This is a genomic window from Bacillus cereus group sp. RP43, from assembly GCF_040459645.1.
In the GTDB taxonomy this organism is placed as follows: domain Bacteria; phylum Bacillota; class Bacilli; order Bacillales; family Bacillaceae_G; genus Bacillus_A; species Bacillus_A mycoides_C.
Map to the genome: position 1 here is coordinate 1577541 of NZ_JARVHQ010000001.1, position 13463 is coordinate 1591003.

A 13463-nucleotide genomic window follows, 5' to 3' on the forward strand; every position below is an offset into this window, starting at 1 on the left:
TCTAAACTTGTTATCATTAAATAATAGCAATTATTTAGAGAAACTGGCATTAGGAGGAAAGTTTTTGATTAAAAAATATACGTGTAAAAATGGTGTGAGAATTGTTATGGAGAATATACCAACTGTACGCTCGGTTGCGATTGGTATATGGATCCACGCAGGTTCAAGAAATGAAAATGAAAAAAATAATGGAGTTTCGCACTTTTTGGAACATATGTTCTTCAAAGGGACAGAAACGCGAAGTGCAAGAGAGATTGCAGAATCATTTGATAGCATTGGTGGACAAGTAAATGCTTTTACTTCAAAAGAATATACATGTTACTATGCGAAAGTGTTAGATGAGCATGCTAAATACGCGTTAGATGTTTTAGCAGATATGTTCTTTAATTCAACATTTGATGAGGAAGAACTGAAAAAAGAGAAAAATGTTGTATGTGAAGAAATAAAAATGTACGAAGATGCGCCAGATGATATTGTGCATGATATGTTAACGAAAGCAACATATGAAACGCATCCGCTTGGATATCCTATTTTAGGAACAGAAGAAACGCTTGAAACATTTACAGGTGATACGTTACGTCAATATATGAAAGATCATTACACACCTGAAAATGTTGTTGTATCAATTGCAGGGAATATTGATGAAGCATTTTTACAAACTGTAGAGCAATATTTCGGTAGTTACGAAGGAACAACAAATCGTGAACAAGTACATAGCCCAATTTTCCATTTCAATAAAGTAGCACGTAAGAAGGAAACAGAACAAGCTCATTTATGTTTAGGATATAAAGGCTTGCAAATGGGACATGAAGATATTTATAACTTAATTGTATTAAATAATGTTTTAGGCGGTAGTATGAGTAGCCGTTTATTCCAAGAAGTACGTGAGCAACGTGGATTGGCGTACTCAGTATTCTCTTATCACTCTTCTTATGAAGATACAGGGATGTTAACGCTTTACGGTGGAACAGGTAGCCAACAATTAGATACACTGTATGAAACAATGCAAGAGACGTTAAATACGTTGAAAAATACAGGTATTACAGAAAAAGAGCTTGTTAATAGTAAAGAACAATTAAAAGGAAACTTAATGTTAAGTTTAGAAAGTACGAATAGTCGTATGAGCCGTAACGGTAAAAACGAATTACTTCTTCGTAAACATCGTTCTCTTGATGAAATAATTGAAAGTGTAAATACTGTAACAAAACAAAATGTAGACGAGTTAATTCGCAATATGTTTACAGATGAATTCTCTGCGGCACTTATTAGTCCGGATGGAAAACTACCAAAGGGAATGAAACTTTAGTTGGTTTTATGATTCATTCCTTTTCGAGAATAATCGTATCTCATTTATATGAGGTACGGTTATTTTTTTTATATATGCAGAATAGGTACTTATTATAGGAGGCTTTTATAAAAAAATAAGGGGGAGATTTCATGCGCTTAAGTGAATTAAGTGGTAAAGAGATTGTGGATTTAGAAAGAGCGGAAAAAATGGGAGTTTTAGGTCACGCAGATGTAGAAATTAATGAGCGAGACGGACGAATACAAGCTCTTATTATACCGCTTGGGAAATGGGGAGGCTTTAAAAGAGAACAGCAAGAAGTGAGGGTGGAATGGAACCAAATTAAGAAAGTGGGACATGATATGATAATTTGCGATTTTACAAATCATACAAAGTCAGAATGAAAGATGACCGTTTTGGTTGTCTTTTTTCTTATTTTTATATAGAGCAGATAAAACATGTGTGCTTTTTGTTTTTCAATCACCTCAAACTCGTACATTACATATGATGTGGAGGAAAAAGAAAAAGTAGGCATTTTTCTTATAAATGAAAGAAAAAGAAGGTGAATTAGGGAATGTTGACTGAGATGCATATCGCTGTCATAGGAGGAGATGCACGGCAGCTAGAAGTAATTCGCAAGTTAGTTGAACTAGATGCGAAACTTTCATTAATAGGGTTTGAACAGCTAGATCATGGCTTCACTGGGGCAGCAAAAGAAAGTATACAAGATTTAAATTTCGCTGCTTTAGATGCCATTATTTTGCCAGTTGCAGGGACGAATGCCAAAGGAGAAGTAGATACTATTTTTTCAAATGAAAAAGTTTCTATAACGCAGGAGCAGATTGAAAAGACACCAGAACACTTTACTATATATTCAGGTATCGGAACACCTTATTTGGAGAATCTTGTATCTACTACGAATCGAAAACTTGTAAAATTATTTGATCGTGATGATGTTGCAATTTATAACTCTATTCCGACTGTAGAAGGTACACTAATGATGGTTATTCAACATACCGATTATACAATCCATGGATCGAATGTAATGGTTTTAGGGTTTGGTAGAACTGGTATGAGTGTAGCAAGAGCCTTTCAATCATTAGGAGCACATGTCAAAGTAGGAGCGAGACGATCGGAACATATTGCTCGTATTACAGAAATGATGTTTTCTCCTTTTCATATGCAAGACATAGAGAAAGAAGTAGGTAATATCGATATTGTGATTAACACAATTCCGCATCTCGTTGTGACAGCGAATGTTATTTCAAAAATGCCAGCTCATACGTTAGTAATTGATTTAGCTTCTAAACCAGGCGGTACTGACTTTAGATATGCGGAAAAAAGAGGAGTCAAGGCATTGTTAGCACCTGGTTTGCCGGGTATTGTTGCTCCGAAAACAGCCGGACAAATTTTAGCGAACGTTCTTTCTCAGTTACTAGCAGAAGGTGCAATAGCAAGAAAGGAGAATGGGGAATGAATTTAAAAGGGAAAAGAATAGGATTTGGTTTTACAGGTTCACATTGTACGTATGAGGAAGTGATGCCTCATTTAGAAAAATTAATTGCTGAGGGCGCAGAAGTACGTCCCGTTGTTTCTTACACTGTTCAATCAACAAATACTAGATTTGGAGAAGGGGCAGAGTGGATTAAAAAGATTGAAGAAATAACAGGTTTTAAGGCAATTAATTCAATCGTTGGCGCAGAACCACTAGGACCTAAAATTCCACTAGATTGTATGGTGATTGCACCACTAACAGGAAATTCTATGAGTAAATTTGCAAATGCAATGACAGACTCTCCGGTACTAATGGCAGCAAAAGCGACGCTTAGAAATGGAAAGCCTGTTGTGTTAGCTGTTTCGACGAATGATGCTTTAGGGCTTAATGGGGTTAATCTAATTACACCAACAAGGTGACAACAAAGCACGAACGCTTATATGTCGCCATCTTGAGGGAGCTTAGGGTAAAGCACAAGTTCGAAATCATCAAGCCTTTGCCATTTTTCTTTCTTATAAACAGCCTTTTCTAAAACTGATTTTAGGAGGCTGTTTTTCTTTTTTGGATCATCTGTTTTGAAGTACAGATCAAGAACATGTTCTACTTGAGGAATTGTATCTTTCTTCACTTTTTCCTTTTTTATTTCTGTTTTAATTTCTTTCTTTAAGTTTTCCATCGTTGAGGTGATTTCATTAATGCGATTAGAAACTACATTCGAACGTTCTAAAAACATATCGACAGTATAAACGCCACGCTCTAATAAATCATGCAGATTATTTTTTTGTTTTTGGACATCCACTAATTCTTTTTCAAGCTTTCGTAATGCAACTTCATTCATTTGAATAACTTGCGTTTCTTTCAATTTGTCATCTTGCTTATGTTTTTCAAAATCAGCTTTATAATCGATATACCATTCTTTTAAAGCCTCGAGTAAACGTCTCTCGATTAATTCAGTATAGCTTGATTTGTTTTCGCAGCCACGGTGTTTACAATCCATAGCTTCTTTTCGATTTTTCGGATAACGTTGGACCATGCTGTAACCACATTTACCGCATTTAATAATACCAGCCAGTGGATTTTTAATTCCGTTTGTATTGTAAGGAACATGATACCTTGAATTTAATTTATCTTGCACTTGTTCAAACAAACTTTCGGATATGATAGGTTCATGTTTTCCATCAGCAATAATCCAATCTGATTTATCTTGCCTTGCACAACTACGCTTCACAGCATCAGGGCGTTTTACTTCTTTTCGTTTTTGCCACGTTACTTTTCCGATGTACACATTGTTTTTTAATATATCCAAGATGCTGTAGGGGTTCCATTCATTGCCTAACTTACTTTTGTAGCCAAGATCATTTAACTTGCTTCTGATTGCGTTAGCACCCATATCCTCATTTGCATACCAATCAAATATCATTCTAACAACAGAAGCTTCTTCTGAATTAATCGTTAACGTACGCTCTCGCTTATTTAAACGATGGATATCATATCCGAATGGCGCATGTGTGCCAAGGTAATTCCCAGCCTCTACACTTGCGATACGACCGCGTTGCATACGACGAGTAATAATCTTTAACTCCTTACGTGCCATAAACGCTTCAAATTCGCTGTATTCTTCGTCCCACTCATCATTAAGGTCATAAGTCTTCCTAGGTGTCATAATCTTCGTACTCGAGCGTTTAAACGTCTCTAAAATGATTCCTTGTTCTTTCATACCACCACGCCCTAAACGGTCCATATCCATACAAAGAACAACATCATATTTGTTATCTTCAATTTCTTCAAGCAGAGCTAGCATTTCAGGACGTTTCACTAAGCTCTCACCAGAAACGATTTCTTCACGGACAGCTAAAACATTTAAGTTCATTTCCTTGGCAATTTTCAGCAGGGTAGTGCGGTGCTTTGCTAAAGTTTCGCCTTCGCCACGTGCTTCGGCTTCGAGATCGGCACGGGATTTACGTAAATAGATTGCGGTTTTCATAGAAAATCCTCCTCTTATTAGTATTCATTATGTGAAAATTAATTTAAATAAATTGTAAAAAGCGAATTGTTTGGTGTAAATACAAGCCAAATGATATGTGTATATTCTTTTATTATGTAATCAAGCATGTTTACGGAAAAATAGTTTGTAAATGAGAAGATAATAACTGATTTTCATAATGTAATAAGCGCCGTTTTGCGACTTGAAATGAAACATTGAAAGTTTTTGCGATGAGATATATGGATTCTTTTCTTGTTTCAGGGAAATCTAGTGTTCTTAGCATAAAAGTAGGAATACAAAAATGTAACATGAAATTTTTTGCTTTTGCTTCTTGATAGTTTAAAAATAATTTCGGTACATATAATTGATTTCCTACATGGAATAGAATATGACAAAGTTCATGACCAAAGTCCTCCCATTGTTGGTAAAATGTGATTCGATTATCAATGATAATGCTCGGCAAATTATCTCGACAAATAGCACAACTTCCAAACGGAGCAAAATGTAGCCAAATATTTAGTTTTTTAGCAATTATTATCATATCGAGCTGTTCCGGAGTAGAGATTGATAAAGAATTATATAATTTTTCAATGTAGTCTTCGAGTTGTGTTGTGTAATAAGTGATTACTTTATGCAATTAAATTCACTCCATTATCCTATTGGAACGTATGTTCTTTTTTAAAGGAGAAGAAAAGCCCATTTAAGGGCTTTTTAAAAAGTTAAGATACTAATGTTGCAGCAAGTTCAAGATCTGTTAATTTTCCACTGATTTCAGCATACTTATCAAAGATAACTTTTGATTTACCGTTAATATTAATAGTCTGTTTGAATAATTCATCTTGTATGTTATAAAAGTAACATTCTTCTACTGGAATATTGTAAGGAATAGTATATTGTACTTTAAGTATATGCATATCGGGTCGTTTCTCGACGCTAACTTCTTTTTTTTCGTTAAGTGCATCTGTAAGTAGTTCTTGCAAATTCGGACCTTTGTACATCAAGAGATCTGTAATTTCTTTCAGCACTTGCTTCATTTTATTCAATCCCTTCAATTTTCTTTCTTAATTTTTCCATTAAAATAGGCACTAATTTTCTAGCTTCTTCAAAATCATATGTTTCCCATTCATCGATACTACGTTTTAATTTCTGCTTAAGATTAAAATTCATATAAACTGCTACGTAAGCATCATTTGTTTTGAGATTTTTAAAAATTACATTAGAAGAATTATTCGGTAGCTCAGTTCCTTTTGGTTCAGTACCTGTAGAAGTGAAAAGTTCTTCTGTCATATTCAGAATATGTTCTGTATGAGCTTCATGCAATTCTTCTCGAATGAGTTCTGCACGTAATTCTTGACGTTTAGCCGTAACGGATTTTTCCATTTCACGTAATTGGAACTGTTTAAATGCTTCGATTTGTGGCTCAGGGATTCCTGCTTCACGCATCTGATTAGCTTGATTTTCTAAATCCGTGTGTCTTCTAGATATTTCTTTTTGTATTGTATCTCTATATTTATATCCAATACCATCAGTTAAAAATTCTCTGTTTGTTGTAATAATATTTCCTTCGGACTTCACTTCACCGACATCATCATCACGTTCATAGAAAGACCTTTCTATTTCTTGTTGTATTAGTTGCCTACGGGCAGCCTTCTCTTTTTCACCAGTATAGTACATCCAGAGCTCTTCTAAACCTAATTCCTTATGATATACAATATGAGCCACATTATCAATAGAAGGAATGATTTCATCGCCAGGTATTCTTCTTAACGCACGTCCAATGAATTGGGCATAAGGGCCTAGAGTTCTAAAAGGGCGAAAAATCGCGGCAACGCTTATATTAGGATGATCGAATCCTTCACCTAACATATTAACATTAACAAGAACGTCTAATTCGCCTTTTTTATATTGAATAATTGCCTTTTCAGATTCTTCAGGACGATCACTTGTAACATAATCTGCGCTATATCCAGACTCTTGATATAATTCCATGATTTGTTTAGCGTGATTTATACTACATGCAACGGCGATAATTTGATGATGCGCTTTACCGTGTTGACGCTTTTCTAACAAACGTTGGATACTCATGTCTACAATTGTTTTACTACATTGTTTAGAGTATGCGACACTGCGTGTAACCCAATTTGTGTCCATGAGTTCTAAAGCTTCTTCTTTACTAACTTCTTTATCATCAACCATAAAAACTAATTTCTCAGTTGTATAATCTTCTGACACAATGTTTTTGATATAACCATCTTTAATCGCGTCTGCCATCTCATATTCATAGACAACATGACCTTCTACTTCTTGATTATCAGATCTAAAAGGAGTACCAGTTACTTTAATAATTTTTGAAGCACTAAAATGTTCTAATGTATGTAACCAAGAATCTGCAGCTGAGTGATGAGCCTCATCAATAATAATCATGTCAAAGAAATCAGAGGATAACAAATTGACCAAGGATTTCCTTGAATTAGTGTTATATACTTTGTGAATATTTGCAATAATAATATCCGCTTCTTGAAGATACTTTAGTACTCGTTTTTTATCACCAGGTTTTTGAAATCCTGCATAACGATAGACTCTTGGTAAGTGCTCATCATTTAAAATAACATTTTTATCGGACCAAAAATTGAAAGCAGTTCTAGTATCAAAAACATCTGAAATTCCTTCGCGAATTATTAGACTAGGTGTAATAATTAAAACTTTACCATTACTTAATTTAAAAGGGGCAATCCCCATTAAACCAGTTTTACCAGTACCAGTAGGAAGTACTATCATTTTGTGCGTTGATGGATCTGTAGAGAATGATTCATATAATTCTTTGTAAGCATGCCTTTGTGGTGTTCTTAATGCTAAATTACCTTCAATAAATACTTCAGTTTGTTTAAAATAAGAATCTGTCAATGTAAGTTCCCCCATAATTTTTTTGTATAATCTTTTACCTTTATTCAATTTTGACACCTGAAATTATATGTATATATAAATATTGTTAACGGCATAAAAGAAGGGGAATTTTATTTTAATTCCCAAGCTCTGATTTTTCCCGATATATCAATTACAGGAATAATTAGCCAACAACAATGTAAATAAAAACACGCAATATAGCGTGCGTTTATTATTGGATATAATTGTTATTTTTGTAGATCTCCAGATTTGCGGTTTTTTTCCTTTTCTTTAATGAACTCCCAAAATCGTTTAAGTTCTTCTTGCTTTTCAAGAGAAGCATCTTGAATGTCTTTGAACCAAAGACCAAGTTTAGGATCATTCAATGCTTTTTCTAGGTTATTTTCATTATCGGATTTCTCATTAATGTTTGGACGTAATTCAACATTAGTATCACTAAGTAAATAATCAATTGATACATTAAAGAAATCTGCTATTTCTATTAAACGGGATTTTCTAGGGAGTCTATCATTATGATTTTCATAATGAGTGATAGAAGAACGGGGGATATTCAATTTGGCCGCTAGTTCTTCTTGAGAAAGCCCTTTAGATTCTCTTAATTCTTTTAGCTTGGACGAAAAAGGCACAAAATTCCCCTCCTTTGTAAATTATATTTTACCATCTAATGTTCGTAAAAAAAACAGTTCGTAATTCGCACGTTTTATATTGACATGTTCGTTTTAAGCACGTATCATAGAAGTTAGATGTTCGAAAAACGCACATTTGGTGGTGAAGAAAATGAATGTGATTACAAAGTTAAGAAAAGAACAAGACATAACACAAGAAGACTTAGCCTTGAAGGTTGGAATTACTCGTGCTTATTTATCGAATATAGAGAACGGAAAACACACTCCTTCTTTAGATGTCGCTTTTAAAATTGCAGGAACATTGGGAAGCACAATAGAAAAAATTTTTAAATAGAATGTTCGAAAAACGAACTATAGGGAGGTGAAAAAATGCCATCAACTAACATGGCAGTACCAACAGATTCGTCGCATAAACATATAAAAAGCACTTCAAGAGGTGACAACATGAGCCAACAAGAAGAATATGCGGCGACTTATGAATTTGGAAAAACGAAAGTCCATGTTGTGGCTCCTGAGCCAAAATCGCAAAAGGATATTGATAAACTCCTTCAAGCATATTACAAGGCTGGTTGGGCCATCATCAAAGAAATGCAAGTGAAAGAAAACATTGAGGAATAGTTCCTCTCTTTTTATATGAAAAATAGACAAGTTACATATGTACTAAATTCATTGTAACCATTTGAAAACTAAATATGGAGGCGAACAGATATGGGAACAAGCATATACTGCAATTCAGCAATAGGGGAATTATTACAGAATGCTAGAGAATGTTGTGATAATGTTCAGCTGAAAACGAAGAAAGGGTTATCTAAGTACCTTGGTATTACACATGAAAGATTAACTCGTATTGAATCTGGACTTTCTAAACCAGAATTTGAGCTTGCGATGGATTGGTGTCATGCAACAGGAGCAAAGTTGAATCAACAAGCGATTAAACATATTTATGGTGTTGGTTTACCGCCTACAGATCCACGTTTAACTCAAGATGTGAACTTACAACTGATGAACTACATTAAACAAGCTGAAGAGGGAATTTTAGCAGCGAAGGAAATCATGAACTTACAAGTTGCAACAAGGTCATGGAAGCTTGATGAAAAAAAGAAACATGAATACGCAGTTCATGCAAAAGAAATCTTCGATACAATCCAAGCTACTCAATGTGTAGTTCAAGCTCTTGAGCAAGTTCATTTTGGCATTATGGAACAAATACAAGGAAGTTGGTTGCGAAAGGCTATGGCGGAGAACGTTATTATTCAATCGGTGGATAGCTTAATGACTTTAACAAAAGTTTTGTAAAGGAGGAAGTGTAAATGACAGTAGATTACAAGAAACCAAGTTTAAGAGAATATAAGGAACTAATTCGCTATGATGCAAAACTAACTGGTGAAATAAAAATAGCGAAAATACTAGGTGAGGATTCAAAGTCAGTTGAGTTAAAGCAAGAGAAGAAGTTAGTGGGGATTCGAATCAAAATTATCGAAGCATCATTCATTTTAAAACATAAATGGGCAAAAGAAAAAGCTACCGCCTAGACAACAGTAGCTCTAACAAAAATATTGTAAAGCAATTATAACATTTTATAAATCATTTGGACAAGCACTGTGCTTGTCGTTATGACCAGAAAGGGATTGTTCCTCCCATCATCCCCTTACAATACGTCTTTCTGGTTGTAACGATGCGTACAGCATCAGTCAAAACTGTATGAGGGAGGAAAGTGAAGATGAAAAGGATTCAATTAACAGACGGACAACCAACAAGTGTTAGGAGAGAAGATCTCAAATCAGGAGCGGTCGAGTTATTGGAGATAATTAAGACGGCATGTTTGAATAGTAGTTTGAGTTATGTGGAAGTAAATAAAGCTCTTCATGTGGTAGATGAAGAGCTTTATAAAAGAGTTATTAATAGTTCTTGTGAAAAATCATTAAATTAAACTGAGGTTATCTTCTTCTAACTCTTTTTTGTACTTGTCGTATTGCTCTTGGTTAGCACCTACAACATAAGTGGTGTTGTAGTATGCTTGCTCGTTATAGATGTCGATTAGCTTTGTACCAACATGCAATAGCGTCCAACCTTGTTCTAAATAATCATTGGCACGTGAGTTAGCTATGTCGTCATCAAATTCTAAAGTAAATACAATGTCTTTCATATGTAACACCTCCCTCTATGGGAGATTATACCAAAATAATAGATTTTTAGATATTTTTAGTAATTAGACAAGCGTTGTGCTTGTCGTTATGACCAGAAAGGGATTGTTCCTCCCAATACCTCTACAATGTTCCTTTCTGGTTGTAACGATGCGTACAGCATCAACTCAAATAGAAAGGAGATGTAATTCATGACACATAAATACGATCGTCTTCATGATCTAGTTCTCCCAGGAGACTTTTCATTTGCGAATAAACTTCATAACTGTATGGTTGCATGTATTCATAACATGTTTTATGCAAAATCAGCCGAAGAATCAAATCATTGGGAAGAAGAACTGGAACGATGTATGAAAGAATTTAAAATGCTTCGTGATGCAAAAGAAGAACATGAGGCATCGATGAGTTATCGTGTAGTGATTAAAGATTTAAGAGCAAGAGGAGTTAACGCCTCATTAGTAACACGTAGAAAATAAAAAATCTATCACTTGGCAGAGTGATAGATAAATGGTTTTGCAAAAGATCTTAGGATTAATTATATCAAATTAGCATTCGTATAACAACGGAGCGTGTTGCATGATTCTAGACAAAACCTTACATAGAGTGTTGCTGAATCATAAGGTATTTCAACAAGCGGTAACAGAGCAGCACTTAAATAACTTAGTAAAACAATATCTCAAAACAGGATACGAGAATTATCGCTTATTACGTGTAGAGGATGGATTTGCGATATGTAAACGGGAGGATGAATAATATGGCAGTTTATAGACCAGTACATGTTTCATTTTGGCAGGATTCATTTGTTTTAGATCTTACACCGGAGGAAAAGTATTTCTACTTATATTTGATGACAAACAGTAAAACGTCTCAATCAGGAATCTATGAACTTCCACTTCGTATCATTGAAACGGATACAGGGTACAACCGCGAAACTGTTATGAAGCTATTAGAACGTTTTGCAGAGTACGGGAAAATTAATTACAACCAAAAAACAAAAGAGTTGTTCTTAATCAACTGGTTGAAATTCAATCCGATTAAAAATGTGAACATTGAAAAGTGCGTTTTAAAAGAAATTCAATCTGTGAAGGACCAGGATTTTTTAGTTGATTTCTATGAAACTTGCTTGGAATTAGAAGTGCAACAAGAATTTAAGATTCCAAGAATTAAGGAGTATTTATCAGCGCGTTTGGAGGGGCTTATAAGGGGCTTCCAAGACCCTAGCAAGGAAGAAGAAAAAGAAAAAGAAGAAGAAAAAGAACAACAACAACAAGAACGCGCAGGCGCGGAAGAAGTTGTTGAGGTTAATCCAATTTCTTTTTACGAGCAGAACTTCGGATTCATTACACCTTTTATCGCAGATGGTATTCACGCTTGGATAGATGATTTAAATGCAGAGCTAGTTGTAAAAGCTATGGAGATTGCTTTAGAGAAAAACACGAGGAACATGTCTTACGTAAATACGATTTTACGAGATTGGCATCTTAAAGGTTTTAAAACGATAGCAGATGTGGAGATGGCTGATAAAGCATTTCGTACTCAACGATTAGCAAAGGCGCAACAACCGACGCAAGCTCCTTATCAACAAAAAGGCTTATCAGAATCTACTAAGAACGTAATACAGAAGCAACAATCATGGGAACAAAACATTCCAACGGATGAAGAGCTTGCAGCACTTAATCAACAGAATGGGTGGATGGTTCAATGAGTAACGATATGATTCGTAACGCAGAAGCTGAACAAAGTGTTTTAGGTAGCATTATCCAAGAAGGAGATTTAATTAAAGATTGCCAGCTAAAGGCAAAACAGTTTTCTTTACCAACACATCAAGTGATTTTTAAAGCGATGAGAGAGTTAGAGGATGCTGAGGTTCCAATAGATCTTGTCGCTCTCATGGGAAAATTCGATGAAAGCTTTATGAATCAAATTGGCGGAATTGAATTCTTTGTAAACTTGACAGAAGTTGTAACGACAACTAAAAACTTCTCGTATCACGAAGGTTTAGTGATTGAAGCTTGGAAGATGCGACATGCTCAAGAGGTTGCTGGTAATTTATATAATCGTCTTCAGCATGAAAGAGATATGAGTGCTATTAGTACATCGATTGACGAGTTAAGCACCATTGAAGAAACGGGTTATTCAGATGAATTTAATCTAAAGGAAACCCTAGTTGATCTGTATAAAAACATGCAAATTGATGTAGGAGATTTAACCGGTATACCAACTGGTTATGACGACTTAAACAGAATGACAGCAGGACTACAAGAAGGCGATTTAATTATTGTCGGTGCCCGTCCTTCGATGGGGAAAACAGCATTTGTATTAAACATTGCTTTCCATGCAGCGAGTGCTCATACAGCAACAGGCGTCTTTTCGCTAGAGATGGGAGAAGAACAGTTGCTTAAGCGGATGATCTCAAGTACTGGAAATATAGATGCTACGAAATTAAAGAACCCTAAAAAGCTATGTAATTTAAAGGATTGGGAAAAGATTAGTCAGGCTATGGGCTTGATAAATGATTTACCACTAGAAATATACGATAAAGCAAATGTAACGATGCAAGAGATTTACGCAAAGACTAGGAAACTAAAGCGCAAATACCCAGACAAAAAGGTGCTAGTCGCAATTGATTACTTGCAGCTTATTGTAGGTGATTCAAAGCACAAAGGAAATCGCATGCAAGAGATTGGTGAGATTAGTCGTAAGCTAAAACTGATGGCAAGAGAGCTAAACGTATGTGTAGTCGCATTATCGCAATTAAGCCGTGCTGTTGAGAGTAGGCAAGATAAGAGACCATTACTATCAGACTTACGTGAGAATGGTCAAATTGAGCAAGATGCAGACTTGATCGCATTCTTATATCGTGAAGATTATTATGACCGTGAAACAGAAAATAAAAACATAACGGAAATTATTTTAGCGAAACAGAGAAATGGTCCAGTTGGTGTTGTTGAACTAGCATTCGTTAAAGAGTTTAGTAAGTTTGTAAATTTAGAGCGGAAGTTCAATCACCAACAGGAGGCTTAAT

18 protein-coding genes and 1 pseudogene are annotated in these 13463 nt (G+C 35.1%); 13 read left to right on the top strand and 6 right to left on the bottom strand.

Annotated elements, in window-relative coordinates:
- The first annotated feature begins 64 nt into the window (after window positions 1-64).
- The 4 genes and pseudogenes from QCI75_RS08340 to dpaB form a co-directional block, all read left to right on the top strand.
- Window positions 65-1306, top strand: coding sequence for a M16 family metallopeptidase (locus tag QCI75_RS08340; protein WP_098777322.1), 1242 nt, complete (start codon window positions 65-67; stop codon window positions 1304-1306).
- Window positions 1307-1437: 131 nt separating this feature from the next.
- A complete protein-coding gene (locus QCI75_RS08345; RefSeq protein ID WP_071746772.1) occupies window positions 1438-1689 on the top strand; it encodes a YlmC/YmxH family sporulation protein in 252 nt (83 codons plus the stop codon).
- A gap of 170 nt (window positions 1690-1859) precedes the next feature.
- The gene (gene dpaA, locus QCI75_RS08350; RefSeq protein ID WP_016130177.1) at window positions 1860-2762 is read left to right on the top strand and encodes a dipicolinic acid synthetase subunit A; all 903 of its coding nucleotides are present in this window, start codon (window positions 1860-1862) and stop codon (window positions 2760-2762) included.
- A pseudogene (gene dpaB / locus QCI75_RS08355) lies at window positions 2759-3184 on the top strand (dipicolinate synthase subunit B); the annotation flags it as partial. The gene dpaA and the pseudogene dpaB, both read left to right, overlap by 4 nt.
- A gap of 32 nt (window positions 3185-3216) precedes the next feature.
- On the opposite strand, the gene QCI75_RS08360 reads toward dpaB, so the two are convergent.
- From QCI75_RS08360 to QCI75_RS08380, 5 genes are all read right to left on the bottom strand, one after another.
- Window positions 3217-4764, bottom strand: coding sequence for a recombinase family protein (locus QCI75_RS08360; RefSeq protein ID WP_353760219.1), 1548 nt, complete (start codon window positions 4762-4764; stop codon window positions 3217-3219).
- Window positions 4765-4894: 130 nt separating this feature from the next.
- Window positions 4895-5401: an ImmA/IrrE family metallo-endopeptidase gene (locus tag QCI75_RS08365; RefSeq protein WP_098720446.1), complete on the bottom strand. Its 507-nt coding sequence runs from the start codon at window positions 5399-5401 to the stop codon at window positions 4895-4897.
- An 82-nt stretch (window positions 5402-5483) separates the two neighbouring features.
- A complete protein-coding gene (locus QCI75_RS08370) occupies window positions 5484-5798 on the bottom strand; it encodes a hypothetical protein (RefSeq protein WP_353760221.1) in 315 nt (104 codons plus the stop codon).
- Window position 5799: 1 nt separating this feature from the next.
- Window positions 5800-7716, bottom strand: coding sequence for a DEAD/DEAH box helicase (locus tag QCI75_RS08375; RefSeq protein WP_353760222.1), 1917 nt, complete (start codon window positions 7714-7716; stop codon window positions 5800-5802).
- Window positions 7717-7895: 179 nt separating this feature from the next.
- The gene (locus QCI75_RS08380) at window positions 7896-8294 is read right to left on the bottom strand and encodes a helix-turn-helix domain-containing protein (protein ID WP_353760223.1); all 399 of its coding nucleotides are present in this window, start codon (window positions 8292-8294) and stop codon (window positions 7896-7898) included.
- 151 nt (window positions 8295-8445) lie between these two features.
- On the opposite strand from QCI75_RS08380, the gene QCI75_RS08385 reads away from it, so the two are divergent.
- From QCI75_RS08385 to QCI75_RS08405, 5 genes are all read left to right on the top strand, one after another.
- Window positions 8446-8628 carry a helix-turn-helix transcriptional regulator gene (locus tag QCI75_RS08385; protein ID WP_353760224.1) on the top strand — a complete coding sequence of 61 codons (183 nt, stop codon included), beginning with the start codon at window positions 8446-8448 and terminating at the stop codon, window positions 8626-8628.
- 35 nt (window positions 8629-8663) lie between these two features.
- The gene (locus tag QCI75_RS08390) at window positions 8664-8912 is read left to right on the top strand and encodes a hypothetical protein (RefSeq protein ID WP_353760225.1); all 249 of its coding nucleotides are present in this window, start codon (window positions 8664-8666) and stop codon (window positions 8910-8912) included.
- 90 nt (window positions 8913-9002) lie between these two features.
- Entirely contained in the window at window positions 9003-9590 is a 588-nt protein-coding gene (locus tag QCI75_RS08395) for a sporulation sigma factor-processing peptidase (protein WP_353760226.1), read from the top strand.
- Window positions 9591-9604: 14 nt separating this feature from the next.
- On the top strand, window positions 9605-9826 hold the full coding sequence (locus QCI75_RS08400; RefSeq protein WP_002165166.1) for a hypothetical protein: 222 nt from the start codon (window positions 9605-9607) through the stop codon (window positions 9824-9826).
- Between the two features lie 188 nt (window positions 9827-10014).
- Entirely contained in the window at window positions 10015-10224 is a 210-nt protein-coding gene (locus tag QCI75_RS08405) for a hypothetical protein (protein WP_071728551.1), read from the top strand.
- Here the strand turns inward: QCI75_RS08405 and QCI75_RS08410 are convergent.
- The gene (locus QCI75_RS08410; RefSeq protein ID WP_000652091.1) at window positions 10216-10440 is read right to left on the bottom strand and encodes a hypothetical protein; all 225 of its coding nucleotides are present in this window, start codon (window positions 10438-10440) and stop codon (window positions 10216-10218) included. The genes QCI75_RS08405 and QCI75_RS08410 overlap by 9 nt on opposite strands.
- 189 nt (window positions 10441-10629) lie before the next feature.
- Here QCI75_RS08410 and QCI75_RS08415 point away from each other — a divergent pair, with 189 nt between their 5' ends.
- From QCI75_RS08415 to dnaB, 4 genes are all read left to right on the top strand, one after another.
- Window positions 10630-10914 carry a hypothetical protein gene (locus QCI75_RS08415; protein WP_002192657.1) on the top strand — a complete coding sequence of 95 codons (285 nt, stop codon included), beginning with the start codon at window positions 10630-10632 and terminating at the stop codon, window positions 10912-10914.
- 100 nt (window positions 10915-11014) lie between these two features.
- Entirely contained in the window at window positions 11015-11191 is a 177-nt protein-coding gene (locus QCI75_RS08420) for a hypothetical protein (protein WP_353760229.1), read from the top strand.
- 1 nt (window position 11192) lies between these two features.
- The gene (locus QCI75_RS08425; protein ID WP_353760231.1) at window positions 11193-12143 is read left to right on the top strand and encodes a DnaD domain-containing protein; all 951 of its coding nucleotides are present in this window, start codon (window positions 11193-11195) and stop codon (window positions 12141-12143) included.
- Window positions 12140-13462: a replicative DNA helicase gene (dnaB, locus tag QCI75_RS08430; RefSeq protein ID WP_353760233.1), complete on the top strand. Its 1323-nt coding sequence runs from the start codon at window positions 12140-12142 to the stop codon at window positions 13460-13462. The genes QCI75_RS08425 and dnaB overlap by 4 nt, the downstream gene beginning before the upstream one ends.
- Window position 13463 lies beyond the last annotated feature (1 nt).

What these genes read in the sequence shown, in the direction of transcription:
- QCI75_RS08425 (WP_353760231.1), top strand. Translation starts at nt 11,193, where the DNA reads ATGGCAGTTTATAGACCAGTACATGTTTCATTTTGGCAGGATTCATTT.
- dpaA (WP_016130177.1), top strand. Translation starts at nt 1,860, where the DNA reads ATGTTGACTGAGATGCATATCGCTGTCATAGGAGGAGATGCACGGCAG.
- QCI75_RS08415 (WP_002192657.1), top strand. Translation starts at nt 10,630, where the DNA reads ATGACACATAAATACGATCGTCTTCATGATCTAGTTCTCCCAGGAGAC.
- QCI75_RS08345 (WP_071746772.1), top strand. Translation starts at nt 1,438, where the DNA reads ATGCGCTTAAGTGAATTAAGTGGTAAAGAGATTGTGGATTTAGAAAGA.
- QCI75_RS08385 (WP_353760224.1), top strand. Translation starts at nt 8,446, where the DNA reads ATGAATGTGATTACAAAGTTAAGAAAAGAACAAGACATAACACAAGAA.
- QCI75_RS08370 (WP_353760221.1), bottom strand. Translation starts at nt 5,798, where the DNA reads ATGAAGCAAGTGCTGAAAGAAATTACAGATCTCTTGATGTACAAAGGT.
- QCI75_RS08405 (WP_071728551.1), top strand. Translation starts at nt 10,015, where the DNA reads ATGAAAAGGATTCAATTAACAGACGGACAACCAACAAGTGTTAGGAGA.
- dnaB (WP_353760233.1), top strand. Translation starts at nt 12,140, where the DNA reads ATGAGTAACGATATGATTCGTAACGCAGAAGCTGAACAAAGTGTTTTA.
- QCI75_RS08390 (WP_353760225.1), top strand. Translation starts at nt 8,664, where the DNA reads ATGCCATCAACTAACATGGCAGTACCAACAGATTCGTCGCATAAACAT.
- QCI75_RS08395 (WP_353760226.1), top strand. Translation starts at nt 9,003, where the DNA reads ATGGGAACAAGCATATACTGCAATTCAGCAATAGGGGAATTATTACAG.
- QCI75_RS08410 (WP_000652091.1), bottom strand. Translation starts at nt 10,440, where the DNA reads ATGAAAGACATTGTATTTACTTTAGAATTTGATGACGACATAGCTAAC.
- QCI75_RS08360 (WP_353760219.1), bottom strand. Translation starts at nt 4,764, where the DNA reads ATGAAAACCGCAATCTATTTACGTAAATCCCGTGCCGATCTCGAAGCC.
- QCI75_RS08400 (WP_002165166.1), top strand. Translation starts at nt 9,605, where the DNA reads ATGACAGTAGATTACAAGAAACCAAGTTTAAGAGAATATAAGGAACTA.
- QCI75_RS08420 (WP_353760229.1), top strand. Translation starts at nt 11,015, where the DNA reads ATGATTCTAGACAAAACCTTACATAGAGTGTTGCTGAATCATAAGGTA.